Below are 20176 nucleotides of genomic sequence, written 5' to 3'. Positions count from 1 at the left end.
CTCATGGCGGGTCCTCCCCCGCGGCGCTCACAGCGGGTCCTCCCCCGCGGTGCTCATTGCGGGTCCTCCCCCCGCGGTGGCGAGCCATTCGCGGACCCGTTCCGCGGGCAGGCCGGCGCCCCTGGCCGTGTAGTGCCGCAGCGCCCGTACGGCGGCGGCGCGCGCCTCGGCGGGACGGCCCACCGCGCGGCGTACCTCGGCGATCTCGATCAGGACGTCGCCCCGCAGGCACGGGTCGTCGGTGCGCTCGAGCCGGTCCTCGGCCTCGGCGGCGAGCGCGAGGGCCCGATCCGCGGTGCCTGTGAGGCAGGCGAGCCGGGCCCGCAGGGCCAGCAGGATCACCTCCGCGCGAAGCTGCAGTTCCCCCGCCGCGTCCGGCAGCCGGGCCAGCGCCTCCCGGGCCGCCTCGGGGCGTCCCTGCCGCAGCAGCTCCCGCGCGGCGTAGATCCGCAGCGTCGTGGCGGGCCCCGCCTGGCCCGCCGCGCGCAGCGCCGCCGCGCCGCGCCGGAAGGCCGCCTCCGCCTCGGCGTGCCGGCCGGCCAGCGCCTCCACCACGCCCCTGACCTGGGCGACGGCCGCGCCGGCCAGGTCGAGCCGCAGGTCGCCGACGTACTGGTCGGCCGTGGCCAGGGCGTCCCGCGCGGCCGGGACGTCACCGGACAGGGCCAGCAGGCGCGCGTGGGAGATCAGCACCGGCACGAGCAGCGCGCGGTCGGCGCGGAACCTGGCCGACAGCTCCTCGCACAGGGCCAGGCCCTCGGCGATCGGCGCCGGCGACCACTGGGCCAGCTCGCACAGCCCGCTGAGCAGGCGGCCCTCCTCGTAGCCGTCGCCCAGGGAGCGCGCGCGGCGCAGTCCGTCGCGCAAGGCCGCCTCCGCTGCGCCGAAGCGCCCCGCGGCGAGGTGCGTCAGCGCCTCAAGCTGGTGGAGGCGGCACCAGCTCAGGTCGTCGTCCGGGTCTCCGGCGAGCCGTTCCCGCAGCGCACCGGGCGCCGCGGGGCCGGTGCCGAAGCGCGCCGCGAGCGTCTCGCGCTGTATCGCGCAGGTCAGCCGGTTGCGCCGGTCGTCCGGGAGCATGCGCTCGGCCGCGTCCAGCGCCGCGTAGGCCCGCTCGGCCTCGCCGCGGGCCAGCCCGGCGTCGCACAGGCGCAGCGCCAGCGGCCGGTGCGCCGCGTGCCCGGCCGGCAGCAGCGCGCGTCCCCGCTCGAGCAGTGCTGTCGCGGCGGGCAGGTCCTTGCGGTGCAGCGCCTGGGTGCCCTGGGCGATGAGCGCCTGGGCGGCCCGTTCCGTGAGCGCGGGCAGCAGCGGGTCGTCCGGGCGGACCTCGCGCTTGAGGTGGCAGGCGGTCTCCAGGTGACGGGCGCGGTCGGCCTGGGACGACTCCTCGAACGCCCCGTCGGGGTGCGCCTTCGGGGTCCGCGCCCGCTCCTGCAGCCGATCGGCGAGCGCGAGGTGCCAGGAGGCCCGCAGTTCCTTGCGGGTCATGGCGTAGACGGTGTCGCGGGTCAGCGTCTGGGTGAACTGGAACGAGCCCGGGGTCTCCCCGCGCCGGATCATGCGGTGCCGTACCAGCCGCCGGATGATCTCCTCCATCCGCGGCCGGTCGTCCAGCTCGTCGCGGTACAGGACGCCCAGCTCGTCGGAGGTGAAGACGTTGCCGATGGTCGCGGCCCGTTCCAGGACGTCGCGCTCGCCCTGGCCCAGCCGGTCCAGGCGGGCGCCCAGCAGCGCCTGGATCGTGGGGGGCGGCGGCGCGTCCTCCCCCTCCTCGCTCAGCGTCTCCAGCAACAGCTCGGCGAACAGGGGGTTGCCGTCGGAGCCGGCCACGATCCGCCGGCACAGGCGATCGGCGCTGTCGCCGGGGCCGTGGCCGACGACCTCGGCCGCGGACGCGCGGCGTACGAACAGCTCGGCGACCAGGCGTTCCATCGGCGCCCGCGCCAGCGGGGCCAGCTCCAGGGCGAAGGAGCACGGGATGCCGCCTCCCCAGGTGCGCCGGGCGTCCAGCAGCTCCGGCCGGGCCACGCAGATGAGCAGGACGGGCACGTCCATGAGCCAGCTCGCGAGATCCTCGATCAGATCGAGGAGGGTCGGCTCGGCCCAGTGCAGGTCCTCCCAGACCACGGCGAGCGGACGGCGGCGTGCCAGCGCCTCGAACAGCCCCCGCACCGCGCGCGAGATCTCCTCCACGCCCGGGTCCTCCCCGGCCGTCCCGGACCCGGCGGGGGCGGTGGCGAGACCGCGCAGGACGCGTACGCTCGCGGGTTCGATCTCGGCGGAGACCGCCGGCCAGTGGCCGTTGAGGGATTCGAGCATCTCCGCTATCGGCCGGTAGGTGATGCCCGCGCCGTACGAGTGGCAGCGGCCGGTCAGCGCCATCACCTCCTCCGGCAGGGTGCGCAGGAACTCCCGCACCAGCCGCGACTTGCCGATGCCGGGCGTGCCGAGCAAGGTGACCTGGCAGCACTGGCGCCCCCGCACCGCCCTCCGGTACGCCTGGGCGAGCTGCTGGAGCTCCTCCTCCCGGCCGATCAGCGGAATCTGGTCGTCGTCCTGGTGGCGGGCCTCGGACTCCACCGACAGCAACCGCCACGCCCGTACGGGGGCGCTCTTGCCCTTCAGCGTGAGCGGCGGCACGGCCTCCACCCGCGCCCAGGACCGGATCATGCGCGCCGCGTCGTCCCCGATCAGGATCTCGCCGCTCCCCGCCGCCGACTGCAGCCGGCTCGCCGTGTTGACGGTGTCGCCGATGACCCGCAGGCCGGAGCCCGGCGAATCGACGACGATCGCCTCCCCGGCGGCGATGCCGCAGTGCACGTCCAGCCCGGTGCCGAGCACGGGCGCGAGCCCGGCGCCGAGCTCCCGGACCCGGGCGAGCACGGCGTGCGCGGCGCGGGCCGCCCGCAGCGCGTCGTCCTCGCTGCCGACCGGGACGCCGAAGACCGCCATGATCGCATCGCCGATGTACTTCTCCACCACGCCGCCGTGCTCCGCGATGGCCGCCGTGCACGTCTGGTGGTAGCGGTCGAGAACCTGCTGGAGCAGTTCGGGATCGAGGCGCTCGGCGAGCCCGGTGGAGCCGACGAGGTCCGCGAACAGGACGACGACGTTCCGGCGTACGGGGCGGGGAGCCCGCGTGCTCATACCAGCTTGAGGTCGTGGCCCTCGACCTCGTCGGCCGCCGCGTCCAAGCGGCTCTTGATCGAGTTGAGCAGTTCGACCTCGGGCCGGGTGAGCCCGGCGAAGACCTGCCGCTGCCGCTCGGTGAGCATGTCGACGGGATGACCGGCATCGCGCAGGATGGCCAACGCGTCGAACGGCTGCCGCGGCGCTCCGTCATCGTGGGCGTTCATCGGTTACCTCCTGAGCGGACCCGCGTCCTTCGGCCACGTGCGCCACAGGCTAATGAGGCAGGGTTCAGCGGCAGTATGGCGCCGCCATGCCGCCGCCATAGCGGCCGTGAAACGGCCCGGTGGTCACCGCCCGGCCGCGCGCAGCTCGGCCGCGTACCGGTGGGCGAGCGGGGACATGGTGTAGAGCATGGAGTGGGCGGCCACCTCGTGGTCGGGCACGGACAGGATGTTGGCCTCCAGGAACGCCTCGATGACCCGCTCGGCCGGCGTGCCGCCGCCGTGCAGCGCCGCCACCAGCTCGTCATGCTCGAACGGCGGCCCGTGCAGCGCTCCCAGGGCCCGGAACGCGGCCCGGTGCGCCCACGACGGCCGGTTGTAGTGCTGCTCGAACCTCTCCCTGAGCGACACGTCGCCGGCGGCGAACTCGTCCAGTACGCACTCGGCGCGGGCGAGACGGTCGGCCAGGCGGCTCAGCGGCACCCGCGGGAGCCGGGCGAACCTGCCCCCGAGCAGCCGGAGGGTCAACGGCGAGAGCCCGTACCGGTCGAACAGCGCCATGACCGCGTCCAGGTCGCGGCGCACCCGCTCCGCGCCGATCATCTTGCCCAGGAACTCGATCCCCTCCGCGCCGGACAGCTCCCGCAGGCCGACCCGGTCCACCGCCTCCAGCCCGCTGAGCCTGCTCCGGCTGGTCACCAGGACCTTGCTGGCCGAGGCGCCCGGCAGCAGCGGGCGTACGGCGGACTCGTCGGGCGCGTCGTCCAGGACCAGCAGGACGCTCCTGCCCGACAACCAGGACCGCCATAACGAGCCGAGCGCGTCGTCGTGCACTCCCGTGACGTCGAGCCCCGCGGCCTCCAGAAGCTCCCGCTGCATCTCCGCGGCGGGCCGGGGCTCGCCTCCCGGGCGCCGCAGCGTGACCATGAGCGCGCCGTCGGGGAAGGCCGGAGAAATCGTGTGCGCGGCACGCATCGCCAGGGCGGTCTTGCCGATGCCGAGCTCGCCGGTGATGACGGTGACGGCGGCGGGGTCGGTGACGATGCGGCGCATCTCCGCCTCGCGCCCGACGAAGTCGGCGATGTCGCGCGGCAGTTGGTTGGCCGGCCCCTGGAGCCGGCCCGGCCGCGGGACCGCGACGCGAACGGAGCCGCCGCGTCCCCGCCTGACCCCGCCCGCCAGGATCTCCTGGTGGAGATCCTGCAGCACCCGGCTGGGGTCGATGCCCATCTCCACCGCCAGGTGGCGGCGCACCGTCTGGAAGTGCGCCAGGGCCTCGGCGGTACGCCCGCAGCGCACCAGCGCGGTCATCTTCGCCGCGGCGATGCGCTCGCGGGCGGGGAAACGCGCGGCGACGAGGTCGAGCCCGGCCAGCGCCTCGACGTGGCGGCCCAGCTCGATCTCCAGCTCCACCCAGTCCTCGTACACCGACAGGAACTGCTCGGTGAACCGCTCCGCCTCGCCGGCTATCAGCGGGACGTGGGCGAACTCGGCCAGGGGCTGCTCGGCCCAGATCTGGATGGCCTCGCCCAGGAACTCGGCCGCGGTGGTGAGGTCACCGGACCGGATCGCGTTGCGCCCGGCGCGGGCCAGCGCGTGGAAGCGGAGGAGGTCCAGCTCGTCGGGCTGGGCGTGGAAACAGTAGCCCCAGCCCTGGAAGTCGATCCGATCTCCGACGATCTTGCGCAGGGACGAGACGTACACCTGGAGGTTCTTGCGCGCCGTGCGGGGAGGGAATTCGCCCCACAGGGCGTCTATCAATTGCGCGGAGGGGACGACCATGTTCACCCGGCACAGCATTATCGTGAGCAGCAGCCGTTGCTTGGGCGCGCCGATGACGGCTTTCCGGCCCGCCACCCGGACCTCCAGCGGCCCGAGCACCGAGCAGTAAAGAACAGAAGAGACCGCCTCGTTCATAGGTCTTCCCCAGTTCACGTCACCGCTGATACCACCGGCATATCGATCCGATTCACAATCCCAGCGAAAGGAAATCGAGCACATTCGGCGGGGGCAGCGCGTCCGTACCTCCCACGGCGTCGAGGTAGAGGCCGCGCACCATGAGCGCCGCCGCCGCGGAGACCGCCCGTCCGCCCGCCCTCCTCTCGAACCACCTCCAGTCGCCGTCCGCGTTGACCTCCAGGAACACCACCTCTCCGCCGGCGAGCAGCAGGTCGAACGCGCCGTAGGCCAGGCCCCACAGGCCGGCCAGCCTCCGTACGGCGTCCTCGGCGGCGCGCGGCGGCGGCACGACGGCGACCGTCACGCCCGCCGCCTCGCGCCAGACGGCGTCCGGCGAGCTCTTGCGCACCGCGAAGGCGCGCACCCGCCCGGCCAGGTAGTAGACGCGCAGCTCCGTCTCGTGCTCGACATGCTCCTGCACGATCACCGGGAACCCGGGCCGCGCCCGCGCGGCCTCCTCCCGCCCCAGGATCTCCGGCGGGACCCCGACCAGCAGCCCCGGCGCCGTCTCCACGAAGTGCTCGTCGAGGACCTTCACCACGACCCTGTCGCCGGGCAGCTCCGCGTACGCGGCCCCGGGGTCGGTGGTCACGATCGTGCGCGGGACGCGGACCCCCGCGGCGGCGGCGCCCGCGAGCTGTTCCAGCCGCCCGGGGGCGCCTCCCGGCAGGCTCGCCGGCGCGAGCGCGGTGAGCTGGCGGATCAGCGCGCACCACGAGTCGGCGCGGACCAGGCTGCGCACCTCGTCCGACGTGCCCGGGATCGCCCGGGGCGAAAGGTGACGCGCCCAGACGACGGCCGGGGCGAGCGCATGGCCGTGGACGCAGATCGAGCCGCCGCCCAGCGGTGCCGACAGCCGCAGGGCGGCGACGCTCTCGACATCGATGCGCACGCTCGGCACCCCGAGCCGGCCCAGCATCCTCTGCAGGACGGCGAACTCGCCGCACGCGGCACGATCGGCGAGCACGACGCGCGGCATCCCGGCGCCGGGCTCATCGGCCACCGCCGGCAGCCACGTCACGCCGCCCTTAGCCGAACGCAGGTCCACGGTGACGCGGGAACCGCTGTGCCGGTCGGCGCGAGCCGGCGAAGAACCACCGACGGAGCCTGACAAAATCTCACCATAACCGTTTCATGACCGCACGCCCCGGCTGCGCGTACGCACCATTGAATGAAAGCACGACGACGGTCGATCGCACGCATCCAGCTAACGATGGCGGCATCATGCTGTCAAGACCATATTCCAGGCCGGCGCGTATGCGCCTTATCCGGCGGAAATACCGGGTTACAATTCGCCGGCGCATCGCCGTTTATACGGGGTCCGAAACGTTAATCCCCGTACGGCCGATTACTGAGCGCTCCGGCGCTTACACCTACCGCGAGCCCTTCGCTTCATGGAGAGGGAAGGGGCTCACGGAGGCTCCGTCCCGGCCGGGGACGCCATCGAGGGGCGCCCGGCGAGCCGGGCCGCTGTGCGAGGATCGGAAGATCCCGACAGCAGGTGCTCCGGGGCGCCCGAGGTCGTTGCGACCGAACCGGTGGCGGTAAGAGGCGGTAGGCGGGAGGCCCGCACGCGTGGCGCGCGAACGGCGCCCTGAGTAGTCGCCACCGGACCCGGCCCGCGTTCCGTGGTGCAGGTGATGGTCACCGTTCGGGAGAAGGGGGAACGGCTGCAGGCGCGAACCGCGTCGCCTCCTGCAGCCGTTCCCGGCTTCGGCGGTCAGGCGGGGGTCTCGGCGGTGGCGGTCAGGACCGCGCGGCCGAGGATGTGGCCGGAGATGGTGAAGCCGAGGTAGGCCGGGGTGGCCTCGGCCGGGACGCCGATGGTCTCGACGTCGAGGGCGTGCACCACGATGAAGTAGCGGTGCGGGCCGTGCCCTGCCGGCGGGGCCGCTCCGATGAAGCGCGCCATGCGGGCGTCGTTGGGCAGTTGGTAGGCGCCCTCGGGAAGGCCGGAGCCGGTCTCGTCGCCCGCGCCCTCGGGCAGCTCGGTGACGGTGGCGGGGATGTCGGCCACGGCCCAGTGCCAGAACCCGGAGCCGGTCGGCGCGTCCGGGTCGTACACCGTCACGGCGTAGCTCTTCGTGCCCTCGGGGGCGCCGCTCCATGACAGATGGGGGGAGATGTCCTTGCCGCCCGGGAGGCCGCTGGACATGTGCTCGGCCGGCCAGGGAGCGCCGTCGGTCAGCGTCTTGCTGGTGACGGTGAAGGAGGGCACCTGGGGGAGGCGGGCAAAGGGGTCGTTGCTGCTCAACGCATCGTCCTTGTCGCAGTCGGTGGATCGGTGAACGTGCCGCCCGCGGCACTGCTCCTCGCGGGCGACATCATCGACGATAACACGGATAATCGATTATGTCGTCAGTCGTCTATGCTGAGGGCATGACGCAGACGGCCGACACATCGACGAAGCAGATGCTCTCCGAGCGTGTTCACGCCCGGCTCCGGGAGGCGATCATGAGGGGCGAGTACGCCCCGAGTGCAGCGCTCAAGCCGCACGAGCTTTCCCAGCAGCACCAGGTCAGCCTGGCGGTCGTCCGCGAGGCCCTGGTACGACTGGTCGGCGAGGGCATCGCGGTGCGGCTCCCCAACCGCGGCTTCGCGGTCCCGGACTTCTCCGACCAACGCTGGCAGGAGATCGCGGAGGCACGCCGTACGGTCGAGCCGGCCATGCTGCGCCTGGCGATCGAGCGCGGCGACGTCGACTGGGAGGCACGGGTGCGCGCCGCCCACCACCGGCTGGTCCGCACGCCACCGTACGTGCCGGAGGAGGGCGAGCACTACAGCAGCGCGTGGTCCGAAGCCCACCGCGTCTTCCACCGGACCCTGCTGGAGGGATGCGGCAACCCCGTGCTGATGGACACCTTCGACAGACTGTGGACGGCCAGTGAACTGGCCCGCCGCTGGGCGGCCCTCCGCACACCCGACCGCGACGGCATCGCCGAACACCGCCTCCTGGAGGAGACGGCCCTGACCCGCGACGCCGACACCGCCGCCGAGGTACTGGCCAGGCACCTGACCCTGACCGCCGCCGTCCTGACCTCCCGCTCCCACGACGAACAGAGAAAAGGAACGTGATCGGGCCGGGAACGAGAGGGGGGCGGTGGTCAGGCTTTCTGGGGCTGGAGTATTTCGGCGGCCCTCTCCAGGGCGGTCAGGTGGTCATCGACGGTGCGGTGCCCGGCCTGCATGGTGTTGACGGCGATGTGGGTGGCGCCGGCCTCCCGCCAGCGGCGGGCCAGGGCGTCCAGTTCCTCCTCGTCGCCGGTCCAGTGGACGCGGCCCTCCATGCCGAGCGTGGCGGGGTCGCGGCCCGCACTTGCGGCGGCGTCCTGGACGATCGCCTTGGCCTTGTCCAGTTCGGGCCCCGGGCTCATCTGCGGGAACCAGCCGTCGGCCAGCCGCCCGGCGCGCCGGTACGCCGCCGGCGACTGCGCGCCGAACCAGACCGGAATCGGGCGCCGGACGGGCAGGGGCGCCAGCCCGGCGCCGGTCACGCGGTCGAAGGCGCCCTCGAAGGTGAGGGACCGCTCGGTCCACAGCCGGCGCATCAGCCCGACCTGCTCCTCGATCCGCCTGCCCCTGGTGGTGAAGTCCTCGCCGAGGGCTTCGTACTCGACCTGGTTCCAGCCCAGGCCCACGCCCATCCGGAACCGGCCGCCGGTGAGCAGGTCGATCTCCGCCGCCTGCTTGGCCGCCAGGACGGTCTGCCGCTGCGGCAGGATGATGATGGAGGTGACGAGTTCCAGCGAGGTCAGCGCGGCGAGGTAGCCGAACAGGACCATCGGCTCGTGGAAGGTGGAGTCCACGTCGTAGGGCCCGCGCCAGCCCTGGTGCACGGCCGGGTCGGCGCCGACGACGTGGTCGTAGACCATCACGTGCCGGAAGCCGAGGTCTTCGACTCCCTGCCCGTAGGCGCGCACCGCGCCCACGTCGGCACCGAGCTCGGTCTGGGGCAAGACGACACCGATCCGCATCCGTGGCTCCCGTCGGCAGGCAGGCGATCTCGCCGACCATCATTCCGTGGCGCGGCGCGCCTCAACCGTACGCCCGCGGCTTCGAAGCCGGTTCCAGGCCGAAGATCTACTCAGCCGCATTCCCGGGGCGGTATTCGCCCCATCGCAGCGAGCTCGCGGACGTTTCGAGGTGGAGAAGATCGATCTCGAACTCGCAGTGGACGTGCGCCATGAGCGGGGCGGCGAGGGCGGGTTCAAGTCCTGGGTGGTTTCCCTGCGAGGGAAGGGCGGATCGGCGCGGCAGTCCACCCACAAAATCAATCCGCCCCTCCGGCTCCCGGGAAATCCGCCGATCAGTGGCGGCGAGGATGATATTCCGGAACAATAGCCCGGCGCCGGGGAGGGAATCGCCATGCCGCAGAGCGTTCAGGGCGAGCGGGTGGCCGAAATATGGGCCCGGTTCGATGGCGACGGCTGCGGCCGTACGAAGCCGGCACCTGCGGGCAGATGCCGACAGGGCCGCTGATGGAGCTGGAAGACCAGAACTGCTGGACACTGGCCGAGGCCGCAGGACACTCCACGCCCGACCGGCCGCAGCACTTCCCGGCCCGAGCCTCCTGGGACGAGCAACAGGTCACAGCCCAAGCCGCCCGCTGGGCGATCGAGCACCTGGACGACGGCGATCCCGGCCATACCGTGCTGATCATCGACGAGACCGCCGACGCCAAGTCCTCCACCGAGGCGGCCGGAGCCGCCCGCCACCACAGCGGCGCCCTCGGGCACATCGCCTGACCTGGTCCATCCGGCGGCGACGGCACCGATACCGCGCCCGCCTCCGCCACCAGCGGTGGCACGCCTACGCCGAGACAACTCCATGATCACTGTCCCGTGACACCCAAGGTGGAGCGCGTGCCATCGAATTTTGATCGGCCTCCTCACCCAGTACGGCTTCTCGGTTCTTTGGTCTAGTCGGGAAGAGCTGCCGTGAGATCCACCTCGACGAGTTGCCCGCTGAAACCCAACTGTGCGACGCCCAAGAGGGTGCTGGCAGTAGTGAACGCCGGACCGATGACCGAGTCGTTGAGGCGGCGCCACGCGTGGGCCAATTCCTCCCTGTTCTGACTGACGACATAAATCACGGAACGGACGACGTGCTTCGGTTGGGCGCCGATCGCCGTCAGGGCGGTCAAGGCGTTCGCCGCGACCTGATCGATCTGTGCGTCGAGATCATCGGGGCCGACCAAGGCGCCGGTACGGTCGAGCGGGCACTGGCCGGCCAGGAACGCCATCCGGCCGGGCGTCACGACGGTGACGTGGTGATAGCCGGGGGTCTCGTGAAGTTGGTCAGGGTTGAAACGGCTGATCTTCATGGTCATGTCACCGAGTCTGCCGGGTGGCAGGCTGCTCCGCACCGTGTTTTCGCCTCGCACGACATGACTCGGACATCGGCGGCACCGGTGGACCTGAAACCGACCAAGGTTCGATGGCCCGCGCCCAGCCTTCGGTGTCACGCGACAATCACAACGATCTACGGCTGCCGTATCCGATCGGCGGCCGACCGGCCCGGAGCACGACCGGTACGACGGCGTGCTCGCCCTGCACATGACGGCGCTCGCGGGCTTGCCGCAGGCCGGCCCGGCGGAGGTCGGCGTGCGGCCGGGCGACACCACCGAGGACATCCTGCTCGGCCGCTAACAGGGCTACTGGAGCCACGGCGCCGCCGCCGAGCTGGCCCACGCCGGCGCGCCGCTGCGCGCCATACTGGTGCTCGCGCGAACCGCCGTGCACTCCCCCGACGTCGCCCCCAAGCTGCGGTCGGCGGTGGCCAGGCGCCCCGACCGGCTCGGCCCCGTGGAGGCCGACGCCGCCACCCGCGCCGACAACCCCGCTCCGCTCGTCGCGGGGGTGGAGGATCTGATCGGCGAACCCGGGGCTCGGCCTGGCCACCCTGGTGAACATCTCCGAGGCCATCCCCGCGATGACCCCGCGCCCTGGCCGACAGCGCGGTGGCGCTCGCCGACCGGCTCGTGCGGGCGTACCGTTCGCCCTCCGGCTCCGCCGACGACACCACCCTCTCGGCGGCGTCGAACGACCTGTCCAACGCCTGGCGGGGGTCGGCCGCCGCGAGGAGGCCATGAGCTGCTCATCGCGGGCGGGCGGCCCGGCGAGGCCCGCGAGTCGCTCCGCTTCGCGGTCGCGGCGGCCGGGGAGGCGGCCGATCCCGAACGCCTGGAGCGTCTGCGCGCCCTGTCTCAGGCCGCCGGACCCATTGCGCCTTTGGCCCGGCCGCCGGCGGGCCTGGACCGGCGGTGGCCGCGGTCAGGGGTCGATCCGGGCTCCGTCCTTGTCGAAGAGGTGGACGCGGGCGAGGTCGACGACCAGGCGCACGGTGTCCGCCGACACCGTGCCCACGACGGCTGCTTCCGGTCGGACGACGGGACGCCCATCGTCGATGGCCGCCCGATGACCACGCACCGGCCCCCGGTCGGCGGCCGGAACGGGGTCGTCGCCTCCGCCCACCACCTGGCCACCCAGGCGGGCATGCGGATGCTGTGGGACGGCGGGAACGCGATCGACGCGGCCGTGGCCGTCGCCGCCGCGCTGAGCGTGGTCGAGCCGTGCAGCAGCGGCGCGGCCGGCGCGGGATACATGCCATCGGCCCGGGCAAGCGGGCCGAGGTGTGCCTGGCGCCCTCGCAGGTCTGGCGGGACGGCGAGCCGTACCTGGTGGTCGGCACGCCCGGTTCGCACGGCATCCTGCAGACCACCCCGCAACTGATCGTCAACGTGGTGGACCACGGGCTGGACATCCAGGAGGCGATCGAGGCGCCCCGCATCCGCATCGGACGCGGCACGCTGCTCGGGCTGGAGAGCCGGTTCAGCCCGGCGACCGTGGCCGCGCTCGGCGACCGCGGGCACCGGGTCCACGACCTCGGCGCGTGGAGCCGGGTGGTCGGCGGGGCCCACGGCGTCCTGTTCGATCCCGGCACCTCGACCATGTGGGGCGGGGCCGACCCACGCCGCGACGGCTACGCCCTCGCCTGGTGACCCGCCGTCGTCGTCATAGCGAGTGTCGTCACAGCGAGTGTCGTCACAGCGAGTGCTCGGCGGTGACGTCCGCCATCGCGTCCAGGTACGCCGTCGAGCGTTCCGGATCGCGCAGCGCGAGCCCGACGAACAGCGCGTCGGTGATCGCCAGATGGGCCAGCCGGCTGGCCGTCGCCTCCAGCCGGAAGCCCTGCTGCGGGCTGCCGGCGACCAGCGGCGCGTCGGCGATGTCGCCCAGGGGCGAGCCCCGGAAGCTGGTAACCGCGATGACGTAGGCGCCGCGCGCCTTGGCGGTCTCCGCGGCCAGAAGGGTCTCGCGGGTGGCGCCGGTGTGGCTGATGGTCAGGCAGACGCCCTGGTCGTCGAGCTGCCGGGCCGCGAGGTGCTGGCCGATCGCGTCGCTCGGGGCCGTGGTGGACAGGCCCAGCATGCGCAGCCGGTACGAGGCGTCGCGGGCCGGCGCGGACGACTGACCGTTGCCCACGAGCAGCACCCGCCGCCGGGTGTGCAGCGCGTCCAGGGCACCGGCGAAGGCGACCGGATCGACCGTGGTCGTCGCGTCCGCGAGCGCCCGGCTGCTCGCGCCCAGGATGGTGTGCAGCACCTTGGCCGGCGGCGAGTCGGAGTCGAGCTCGTTGGAGAACACCAGTTGCTCGGTACCGCGCAGCGCCAGGTCGCGGACCAGGGCCAGCTTCAGGTCCTGGAAGCCCTTGAACCCGGCCTGCTGGCAGGCCCGCACCACGGTGGACGCGGCGGTGTTGGCGCGTGCGGCCAGGTCGGCCGCGGCGTACCCGATCACCGCCTCCGGCTCGGCGATGATCACCTCCATCGCCCGGCGGGCGCTGGGCACCAGGGACGGCGCCGCCGCCTGGATCTGGGCCAGGACCGCGCCGCTGGTCAGCGGACCGGACGAGCCGGCCGGCCCGGCCGTGCGGGCCCCCGTGGTCGCCGGCCCCGGCTGCCGTGCCGGTCGCCGAGCCGCCTTCGCAGCCATTCCAGCTCCTTCCGGGAGATAGGGAATGCCGTTGCGCTGGCAGTCTAGCGCTCGGAAGACGGTTGCATCCGCCGCCCGCGGAACATCGCGCGGGGCCGGGACCGGGCGAGGGCGTCCAGGCACGCCACGGGGGCGGTGGCACCTCGGGTGGGCGCCACCGCCCGCCGGCCGAGCGCGCCGTGACGATTACGGCGTCTCGTCCACCAGGTAGGCGATTTCGGTGGACCACTGCGCGAGGTCCGGCTGCTCGGCCGGGTCGGTCAGGTAGGTCTCGTAACGAGCCGTCCACACCTCCGCGGGCCCCTCACCGGTCTTCCCCGGCGCCAGCCCTCGTTCCTCCACCCACTGCTGAAGCGCGGCATGCGACTTGCCGAGCTGGTCGGGGTGGCCGTGGTGGATCATCACGGCGTACTGTCCGGCCGGCAGCGTGCCGGCCTCGACGCGGCCGTCTCCGGTCACGGGGGCCGCCACGGGGACGCCGACCTCCAGGTCGAACGGGCGCGCCTCGTCACCGATCGAGCGGTAGCGGTAGACGGGGCCGCCCAGGGGCTCGATGCCGTTGCGCGCCAGCCACTCGTAGAGCTCCGGCACCAGGGCGTTGGCCCGGCCCCAGTCGCGCAGCGTGACCTGGATCGGGATGCCCGCGTAGTGGCGGACGTCGCGGTGCTCCAGGGTGGGTTCCATGCTCATCTCCGGCTCCTCGTCCGTCATCTGGGCTGTTTCACAATGGGTTGCTGCAGCTCGGTGACCTGCCGGTCCCCGCCGCCGGGGCATTCCAGGTAGACCTCGCGGGCGGGGCCGGCGAAACGCCGGCCGTGTGCCTCCAGCCAGTGCGCGATCTCCTGCCAGGCCGCGCCGGCGTGCTCCATCGGGCCTCGGTGCACGAGCGTGGCCGCGTCCACCTCCGGAAGGTCCGCCGCCTCCAGCCCGGCTGCCGCCGCCTGCGTCGCGGCGATGCCCGGGGCGGGCACCGCCGCGTGTACGCCGACGCCGTCCGGCTCCGGCTGGTAGCAGGCCAGCATCGGCCCTCGGCCGGGCTGCAGGCCGGCCCGCTCCAGCCGCTGGTAGACCTGCTCGAACAGCGGGACGATCACCTCGCCGATCTCCCGTGGCTCCCAGCCGCCCACGGTGGCGCCGAGCCGCACCACGCGCAGCGCGGGCAGGCGTTTGACCCGGATCTCGCCCGAGGGCGTGGCGCCCTCCCGGTGGATCAGCCGGATGCGCGCCTCGACCCGGTTGATCCGTTCCAGGTCCGCCGCCACCTTGGCCTCCAGCTCGGCACGGCGCAGCCGGAGCATGCCCTCCAGCTCGGCGGGCTCCAGCTCGCCGTCGATCATGACGGCCACCTGGCGCAGCGTGAAGCCGAGCTCCAGCAGCGCCACGATGCGGTTGAGCCGGGCGAGCTGGGCGGCCCGGTAGTACCGATAGCCGGACGCCGGATCGACGTGGGCCGGAACCAGCAGCCCGAGTGCGTCATAGTGCCTCAGGCTGCGTACCGACACCTGGCCGAGCCGGGCGAAGTCCCCGATGCTGAACATGTACCGGTTCTATCGACTGACACGGTGTCAGACTCAACGCGGCGCCGGAACCGGGCGGCGCGAGCGTCCGGACCTCAGGACGCCACTGCTGTCACCACTGCGCCAAGCCGATGACGAACGCGCCGATGCCGGCGGCCGTCACCAGGGCCTCGGTCAGCGCGAGGGAGACCGGCGCCAGCCGTACGGCCAGCAGGTTGACCGCCGTGTGAACGGGCGCGGCGACGAGGACCAGCCAGGGGTTCCAGGCGAGCAGGAGGGTGAACCCGATGTGCAACAGGCTCGCGCCCGTCCGCTCGACGGCGGCCCACGCCGGCCCGTCGGTGCGGAGCACGCCCGCGGACTCCAGCATCGCGAGGGCGGCCAGGGATCTCTCGTCCGTCTTGCCGAGCAGCGACCGGATGAGCACGGCGTTGACCATGGTGTAGCCGATCTCGATCGCCGCCCATCCGTACCCCGCCCAGACGACCTCGGGGAATCCGGAGACCAGCGTCACGACCAGCAGGAGCCGCACCACTTCCTCGCAGGGCCCCGAGGCGGCTCCGACGATCGTCGCGGCTCGGCCCGGGGGGAGCTTGGCGACCGCTGCCGCGATCGGGCCGCGGAGCACGAGCGCGAGCAACCAGCCCCCGGCTCCCATGGCGACGGCGTCCCATCGGGGTGCCGCCACCCACGACGCCAGCGCGACGGCGAGGAGAACGCCGACGAGGGCCACGGCCGGCAGCGTCCACAGCGCCGCCCGGCGCAGGTCCCTGGTGCCGGTCACCTCGACGCCTCCGACACGCGAGCCGGCGTGACCGGCCACACCCGCATGAGGACGAAGGAGACCGCGGCGAGCAACGCCCAGCCCACGAACCCGGTGATGCCCGCGATCAACGGGTCGGGGGGCGCGCTCGCGTCGCCGAATACCGCGACGAGGCCGGCGGCGGCGTTCAGCGCTCCGTGCCCGACGACGGCCGGCCAGACGCTGTCCGTACGGAGCCGCAGCCAGCCGAGCAGCGCTCCGTAGATCACGCAGAATCCGGTCCACAGGGGCGCCGCGAGCCACCCCAGCTCGGGGTAGTTGTAGCCGCGCAGGGTGACGGGGGCGTGCCAGGCGCCCCAGATGATCCCGGAGACGAGAACGGCGCGCCAGGTGCCCATGGGCATCAGCCGGGGCAGCAGCCAGCCGCGCCAGCCCCACTCCTCGCCGAAGGCCCCCACGCAGTTGACGATCGGCGCGACGAGGAAGGCCAGGGCCACCTGGGCCGCGGCGACGGCCGCGGGCGGGGCCGGGAGCGGCTGTCCCTGGGACGCGGCTTCGAGCTGCTGTCTGAGCAGGCTGAAGTCGTCCAGGTCGAGCACCAGCAGGCCCGCCGCCGCGCTCAGCGCGATGGCGACGCCGACGAGCAGCGGCGTCCCGATCCATGCCGCGACGAACAGCATGATCGTGCGCAGCCTGTTCGGGCCGAGGCCCAGCCCCGTGCGCCGCGCCCACTCGCGGAAGGACACGCCATCGCGCCGCGCGAGGAGGAAGACGGCCAGGACGCCCAGAGCCGGGGTGAACATCAGGGCCACGGCGGTGATGTTCTGCGTCGGTGAGCCGAGCGGGGCACCGCTGATCCACAGCGGCGTGGCCAGGAGCCAGGAGAGGCCGAACGCCACGGCCAGGAAGACGACGAGGTCATTACGGTGTCGGGACATTGCTCTGTTCCTTGGGGAGGGTGACCAGGGAGTTCAGCAGGGCGGCGCCTCGCGCGGCGTCATCGACGGTGACGGCGAGCTCGCCGTCGGGGTCGAATCGGACCACCAGGCAGTCGCCGCCTCGGATCATGAGCGTGCCGGCGCGGGGACGGCCTCGGTAACCCCAGCCGCCGACGTCCATCGGCAGGCGGGGCTCGGCGCGGGCGCCGCGGATGGCGGCCAGCGGGTAGTGACGCACCGGCCGGCGCAGCGGCCCGTACGCCACGGACAGCCCGGCGTCGGTCACATGGACCCGGACCGAACTGACGACGGCCGCCCCCATCGACAGCAGCAGGAGCGCCACCACCAGCGCCCAGGTGGCCGCGGGCAGGACGACGAGCGTCGCGCCCGCGACGAGCAGGCTCGCGCCGAGGCCGAGCACGGCCAGCCCGCTCAGCGAGCGGTTCACCGATGAGGAGACCCATACGGCGCGCTCGTGTGCCCGCAGTCGCGGCAGGGGTGCCGGTTCCGGGGCGGGCTCGGGCCGGTCGCCGGGGCCCGCCCCCGCCGCCAGGGAGCCGAGCCATCCCGCGCCGAGCGACACCGCGATGAGCAGCGGGCCGGAAAGGCCCCAGGTCTCCGCGTCGCGCCACTCGCCGCGGTCCAGGTTGGCCTGGAGGATCACCACCTGCAGGCCGACGGCGAACGTTCCACCGCCTGCCAGCGCGCCTCCCACGGCACGCCGGGACGAGCGCCGGGCCGCGAGCGCCCGGCGGGACGCGCCCGCGAGCGCGATCACCGCGAACGGCGCCCAGGCCGCCAGGTTCAGCACCAGCAGCCCGGCGAAGGTCGTCGAACGGTCGGGCACACCCGCGAGGTCCCAGTGGACGGCGGGCGATTCGGGCAGCCGGTGACGGAACAGGAACGGTGTGGCCGCCACGGCTCCCGTGACGACCGCGACCCAGGCCACGGCCGCGAGACGTGCGCGGCCGGCGTATGCCGAATACGGGGGGCCGTTCAATACAGGCTCCTGATGATGTCGATCACCTCGTCGATGTCGTAGCCGTGCGTTTTCGCCCAGGTCACCAGTTCTGTGGCCGCCACCAGCAGCTCCGCGCGGTCGCCCGCGCGGCCGACGACGCGCACGCGGCGCCCCCGGCGGAACTCCAGCAGGCCCTCCTCGCGCAGCCGGCGCAGCGCCCGCAACACCGTGTTGGTGTTGACGTCCAGCGCCACGGCCAGGTCGCGAGCGGGCGGAAGCGGGCTTCCCGGGGCGTACGCCCCCTCCGCTATCGCACGCCGGATGACCGCGGCGACCTTCTCGTGCAGGGGCCGGGGGTCCCGCACGTCCAGAGTCAGCAACATGGTGCTACTGAAATTAGCACTATCGTTTCGATATGGGCAACATGGTACTATCACCTATAGCACCATCGGTCGGCCCCAAGGAGCGGCCAGGGCCCGGACCTGACGCCGGCGGCCCAGGCCAGCCGGCGAGCGCGGCCGGCATTCCACGGCCACGTGGCCACGTACGGCCGAGCAGACCTTTCACGTCCCTGTCCGTGCACGTCCCTCTCCGTGCCGAGAAACACGATCAGGAGGCCCACATGACCGTTCCCCCCGAAGACGCCGCCCGCGACCTGGCGGACACCCGCGCCCTCCAGGCGCGGGCGCTGCCGGCAGAGCCGTCGTTCCCCGCCTGGTTCACCACCGGTGTCGCCCTGTTCGCCACCGGAGTCGCCTTCCTCACCGAGCCCGGCACGCCCGCGCTTCTGACCGGGATCGGCGTCGCCGCGCTGGCGGCCGCGCTGGCCGCGATGGTGTTCCTGGTCGCCCGCGCCGGGCGGCTGCGGCTCCACCGCGACCTGATCAAGCCGGCGCCGATGGCCGGTTTCACGGGCTGGGTCCTGGCGTGCGCGGGCCTGGCCCTCGCCGTCGCGCTCCACCTTCACACGCGCGAGGTGGCGTACGCGGGGACGTACGGCTGCCTGGCCATGACCGCCTTCATCGCGGTGACCAGCCCGTTCCTGGCCCGATGGATGTCGCGACGCATCGCCGGCGCGATCCGCGCCGCATGACGGCCCCGCCCCCGCAACCGAGACGACCGAGACCACCGAGACGACCGAGCAACAGGATTCCCATGATCACGACATCAGCGGCGCTCGCCCTCGCGGCCGGCCTGACGTTCGTCAACCCCGCCCCCGCCGCCGCCGGGCCCGCGTGCCCGGAAGTCCCCGGCCACCGCGTCGTGTGCGGCACGGTCACCCGTCCCCTCGTGCCGGGCGAGCCGCGCCTGGGCGCCATCGAGGTGGCCTACGCCCTGGTCGCTCGCCGCGAGCCGCACAGGCCCGCCCGCGGCACGATCGTCGTCAACCCGGGCGGGCCCGGCGCCGCTCCCATCGCATGGGCCGGCCTGTACGCCCAGGGACTCGCCCCCGTCCTGTCCGACCATGACCTGCTGGTCATCGACCCGCGCGGCACCGGCCGGTCCACTCCCCTGACCTGCGGAGTCTCCAGCGGGCCCCTCATGGTCACCCCCAGGGCCGACCTCCTGCGCCGAGTCGGCCGGTGCGGACACCGCCTCGGGCCGCGCGCCGAGGGGTACACCTCCGCCGCGACCGCCGACGACTTCGACGCCGTCCGGGCCGAGCTGGGCATCCCCAAGGTGACGTTGCTCGGCCAGTCCTACGGCACCTACCTCATGGCGGAGTACGCCCGGCGGCATCCGCGCACTGTCGAGTCGATCGTGTTGTCGGGCGCGTACCCGCTCGACTTCGACTCCCTGGGACGCCCCAGTGCGCAGGCCGTTTCACCGGCCCTGCACCGGATCTGCGCGCGGAGCGGAGCGTGCGACGGCACACGTGCGGTGCGGGATCTGGCCACCGTGGCCGCCCGCCTGCGCCACTCCCCCGCCGAGATCCCTGTGACCGTCGGCGGGAAGAGCCGGACCCTCCGGTTCACCGAGGACAAGCTGGCCTTCCTGATCCACTCGGTGGCGAGCGACAACGTGGGCGCCGAGCCGGGCGAGGTGCCGCTCCTCGGCGAGCTTCCCCACGCGCTCCACCGGGCCGCCCGAGGCGACGACCGCCCGCTGGCCGGGCTGGTGACGAAGGCGACCACCGGTTCACCCGCCCAGTTCGCCGACCTGGGGCAGCCCATGGCGGTCATCTGCAACGACTATCCCCGCACCTGGCCGGTGAACGCGTCGTACGCCCAGCGCGTCCGGGCGTACGAGAGGGCGCTGCGGAACACCCGGCCCGGGGAGTTCGGCGCGTTCAGCGCCAAGGGATTCGCCGCGGCCCAGGGCGACGCCGGTGACGTCTGCCTGCGCTGGCCCGCCAGGAGCACCGCCGGACCGGACGTCACCGGCGGCCGTTTCCCCGACGTACCGGTCCTGGTCCTGTCCGGAGACCTGGACGCGAAGACCCCCGACGCCAACGGCCGCAGGGCCGCCGCCCAGTTCCGCGGCGGCGTCTTCGTGTCCGTCCCCAACACCGGCCACCTCCCGGAAGCCGAGCCCAGCGGGTGCGTGCGCGGCATCATCAGCGCCTTCATCCGGGACAAGAAGGTCGGCGACACCTCCTGCCTGGCCGCCATCCCACCGGTCAAGGTCCTGCCGGTGAGGTAGACCTTCATGGCCGCAGCGCACGCTGCGGCCATGAAGCGCGACGGTCATGCC

The 20176-nt window shown here is 73.2% G+C and carries 20 protein-coding genes and 1 pseudogene; 7 read left to right on the top strand and 14 right to left on the bottom strand.

Translation table 11 applies throughout. The features are described from left to right. Nucleotides 1-27 precede the first annotated feature (27 nt). From HNP84_RS21280 to HNP84_RS21260, 5 genes are all read right to left on the bottom strand, one after another. Nucleotides 28-3144, bottom strand: coding sequence for an AAA family ATPase (locus tag HNP84_RS21280; protein ID WP_185051506.1), 3117 nt, complete (start codon nt 3142-3144; stop codon nt 28-30). Next, entirely contained in the window at nt 3141-3353 is a 213-nt protein-coding gene (locus HNP84_RS21275) for an aroma-sacti cluster domain-containing protein (RefSeq protein WP_185051505.1), read from the bottom strand. Before HNP84_RS21275 ends, HNP84_RS21280 begins: the two co-directional genes overlap by 4 nt. A 123-nt stretch (nt 3354-3476) precedes the next feature. Beyond that, on the bottom strand, nt 3477-5267 hold the full coding sequence (locus HNP84_RS21270) for an AfsR/SARP family transcriptional regulator (protein ID WP_185051504.1): 1791 nt from the start codon (nt 5265-5267) through the stop codon (nt 3477-3479). 52 nt (nt 5268-5319) lie between these two features. Continuing rightward, the gene (locus tag HNP84_RS21265; RefSeq protein WP_185051503.1) at nt 5320-6330 is read right to left on the bottom strand and encodes an ATP-grasp domain-containing protein; all 1011 of its coding nucleotides are present in this window, start codon (nt 6328-6330) and stop codon (nt 5320-5322) included. Between the two features lie 699 nt (nt 6331-7029). Further along, nucleotides 7030-7563, bottom strand: a complete 534-nt coding sequence (locus HNP84_RS21260) for a YbhB/YbcL family Raf kinase inhibitor-like protein (RefSeq protein WP_185051502.1) — start codon at nt 7561-7563, stop codon at nt 7030-7032. Between the two features lie 125 nt (nt 7564-7688). Here HNP84_RS21260 and HNP84_RS21255 point away from each other — a divergent pair, with 125 nt between their 5' ends. Next, entirely contained in the window at nt 7689-8384 is a 696-nt protein-coding gene (locus HNP84_RS21255) for a GntR family transcriptional regulator (protein ID WP_185051501.1), read from the top strand. Nucleotides 8385-8413: 29 nt separating this feature from the next. Here HNP84_RS21255 and HNP84_RS21250 read toward each other — a convergent pair whose 3' ends face one another. After that, nucleotides 8414-9283 (bottom strand): LLM class F420-dependent oxidoreductase, encoded by an 870-nt coding sequence (locus HNP84_RS21250; protein ID WP_185051500.1) that lies wholly within the window; start codon nt 9281-9283, stop codon nt 8414-8416. 46 nt (nt 9284-9329) lie between these two features. Between HNP84_RS21250 and HNP84_RS56130 the strand changes: the two genes are divergently transcribed. Together HNP84_RS56130 and HNP84_RS21240 are read left to right on the top strand one after the other, a co-directional pair. Next, a complete protein-coding gene (locus HNP84_RS56130) occupies nt 9330-9650 on the top strand; it encodes a trypco2 family protein (protein WP_221336519.1) in 321 nt (106 codons plus the stop codon). A gap of 137 nt (nt 9651-9787) precedes the next feature. Further along, nucleotides 9788-10054 carry a transposase gene (locus tag HNP84_RS21240; RefSeq protein WP_185051498.1) on the top strand — a complete coding sequence of 89 codons (267 nt, stop codon included), beginning with the start codon at nt 9788-9790 and terminating at the stop codon, nt 10052-10054. A 173-nt stretch (nt 10055-10227) separates the two neighbouring features. On the opposite strand, the gene HNP84_RS21235 is transcribed toward HNP84_RS21240, so the two are convergent. After that, nucleotides 10228-10638: a RidA family protein gene (locus tag HNP84_RS21235; RefSeq protein WP_185051497.1), complete on the bottom strand. Its 411-nt coding sequence runs from the start codon at nt 10636-10638 to the stop codon at nt 10228-10230. A 1087-nt stretch (nt 10639-11725) separates the two neighbouring features. Between HNP84_RS21235 and HNP84_RS57115 the strand changes: the two are divergent. Together HNP84_RS57115 and HNP84_RS21225 are read left to right on the top strand one after the other, a co-directional pair. Beyond that, nucleotides 11726-11857: pseudogene (locus tag HNP84_RS57115) on the top strand (hypothetical protein); the annotation flags it as partial. A 23-nt stretch (nt 11858-11880) separates the two neighbouring features. After that, on the top strand, nt 11881-12309 hold the full coding sequence (locus HNP84_RS21225; protein WP_312925379.1) for a gamma-glutamyltransferase: 429 nt from the start codon (nt 11881-11883) through the stop codon (nt 12307-12309). A 43-nt stretch (nt 12310-12352) separates the two neighbouring features. On the opposite strand, the gene HNP84_RS21220 is transcribed toward HNP84_RS21225, so the two are convergent. From HNP84_RS21220 to HNP84_RS21190, 7 genes are all read right to left on the bottom strand, one after another. Further along, entirely contained in the window at nt 12353-13303 is a 951-nt protein-coding gene (locus HNP84_RS21220; RefSeq protein WP_185051494.1) for a MurR/RpiR family transcriptional regulator, read from the bottom strand. Nucleotides 13304-13489: 186 nt separating this feature from the next. Then, a complete protein-coding gene (locus HNP84_RS21215) occupies nt 13490-13993 on the bottom strand; it encodes a GyrI-like domain-containing protein (protein WP_185051493.1) in 504 nt (167 codons plus the stop codon). Nucleotides 13994-14010: 17 nt separating this feature from the next. Then, nucleotides 14011-14841, bottom strand: a complete 831-nt coding sequence (locus HNP84_RS21210; RefSeq protein ID WP_185051492.1) for a MerR family transcriptional regulator — start codon at nt 14839-14841, stop codon at nt 14011-14013. A gap of 91 nt (nt 14842-14932) precedes the next feature. Further along, nucleotides 14933-15604, bottom strand: a complete 672-nt coding sequence (locus HNP84_RS21205; protein ID WP_185051491.1) for a hypothetical protein — start codon at nt 15602-15604, stop codon at nt 14933-14935. Beyond that, nucleotides 15601-16521 (bottom strand): CPBP family intramembrane glutamic endopeptidase, encoded by a 921-nt coding sequence (locus tag HNP84_RS21200; protein ID WP_185051490.1) that lies wholly within the window; start codon nt 16519-16521, stop codon nt 15601-15603. The genes HNP84_RS21205 and HNP84_RS21200 overlap by 4 nt, the downstream gene beginning before the upstream one ends. Beyond that, nucleotides 16505-17521, bottom strand: coding sequence for a DUF1648 domain-containing protein (locus tag HNP84_RS21195; protein WP_185051489.1), 1017 nt, complete (start codon nt 17519-17521; stop codon nt 16505-16507). Before HNP84_RS21195 ends, HNP84_RS21200 begins: the two co-directional genes overlap by 17 nt. Further along, a complete protein-coding gene (locus HNP84_RS21190; RefSeq protein WP_185051488.1) occupies nt 17518-17865 on the bottom strand; it encodes a GntR family transcriptional regulator in 348 nt (115 codons plus the stop codon). The genes HNP84_RS21195 and HNP84_RS21190 overlap by 4 nt, the downstream gene beginning before the upstream one ends. A 239-nt stretch (nt 17866-18104) precedes the next feature. Here HNP84_RS21190 and HNP84_RS21185 point away from each other — a divergent pair, with 239 nt between their 5' ends. Continuing rightward, a complete protein-coding gene (locus tag HNP84_RS21185; RefSeq protein WP_185051487.1) occupies nt 18105-18575 on the top strand; it encodes a hypothetical protein in 471 nt (156 codons plus the stop codon). Between the two features lie 62 nt (nt 18576-18637). Then, nucleotides 18638-20125 (top strand): alpha/beta fold hydrolase, encoded by a 1488-nt coding sequence (locus HNP84_RS21180; RefSeq protein ID WP_185051486.1) that lies wholly within the window; start codon nt 18638-18640, stop codon nt 20123-20125. The last annotated feature ends 51 nt before the right edge of the window (nt 20126-20176 follow it).

Origin of the sequence: Thermocatellispora tengchongensis (assembly GCF_014202315.1) — a bacterium.
Lineage (GTDB): Bacteria > Actinomycetota > Actinomycetes > Streptosporangiales > Streptosporangiaceae > Thermocatellispora > Thermocatellispora tengchongensis.
This window is presented reverse-complemented; position numbering and strand designations above follow the sequence as displayed.

Coding starts and splice junctions, on each gene's coding strand:
- HNP84_RS21255 (WP_185051501.1), top strand. CDS start 7,689: ATGACGCAGACGGCCGACACATCGACGAAGCAGATGCTCTCCGAGCGT.
- HNP84_RS21240 (WP_185051498.1), top strand. CDS start 9,788: ATGGAGCTGGAAGACCAGAACTGCTGGACACTGGCCGAGGCCGCAGGA.
- HNP84_RS21185 (WP_185051487.1), top strand. CDS start 18,105: ATGACCGTTCCCCCCGAAGACGCCGCCCGCGACCTGGCGGACACCCGC.
- HNP84_RS21250 (WP_185051500.1), bottom strand. CDS start 9,283: ATGCGGATCGGTGTCGTCTTGCCCCAGACCGAGCTCGGTGCCGACGTG.
- HNP84_RS21190 (WP_185051488.1), bottom strand. CDS start 17,865: ATGTTGCTGACTCTGGACGTGCGGGACCCCCGGCCCCTGCACGAGAAG.
- HNP84_RS21220 (WP_185051494.1), bottom strand. CDS start 13,303: ATGGCTGCGAAGGCGGCTCGGCGACCGGCACGGCAGCCGGGGCCGGCG.
- HNP84_RS21180 (WP_185051486.1), top strand. CDS start 18,638: ATGATCACGACATCAGCGGCGCTCGCCCTCGCGGCCGGCCTGACGTTC.
- HNP84_RS21215 (WP_185051493.1), bottom strand. CDS start 13,993: ATGAGCATGGAACCCACCCTGGAGCACCGCGACGTCCGCCACTACGCG.
- HNP84_RS21270 (WP_185051504.1), bottom strand. CDS start 5,267: ATGAACGAGGCGGTCTCTTCTGTTCTTTACTGCTCGGTGCTCGGGCCG.
- HNP84_RS21200 (WP_185051490.1), bottom strand. CDS start 16,521: ATGTCCCGACACCGTAATGACCTCGTCGTCTTCCTGGCCGTGGCGTTC.
- HNP84_RS21235 (WP_185051497.1), bottom strand. CDS start 10,638: ATGACCATGAAGATCAGCCGTTTCAACCCTGACCAACTTCACGAGACC.
- HNP84_RS21210 (WP_185051492.1), bottom strand. CDS start 14,841: ATGTTCAGCATCGGGGACTTCGCCCGGCTCGGCCAGGTGTCGGTACGC.
- HNP84_RS21280 (WP_185051506.1), bottom strand. CDS start 3,144: ATGAGCACGCGGGCTCCCCGCCCCGTACGCCGGAACGTCGTCGTCCTG.
- HNP84_RS21275 (WP_185051505.1), bottom strand. CDS start 3,353: ATGAACGCCCACGATGACGGAGCGCCGCGGCAGCCGTTCGACGCGTTG.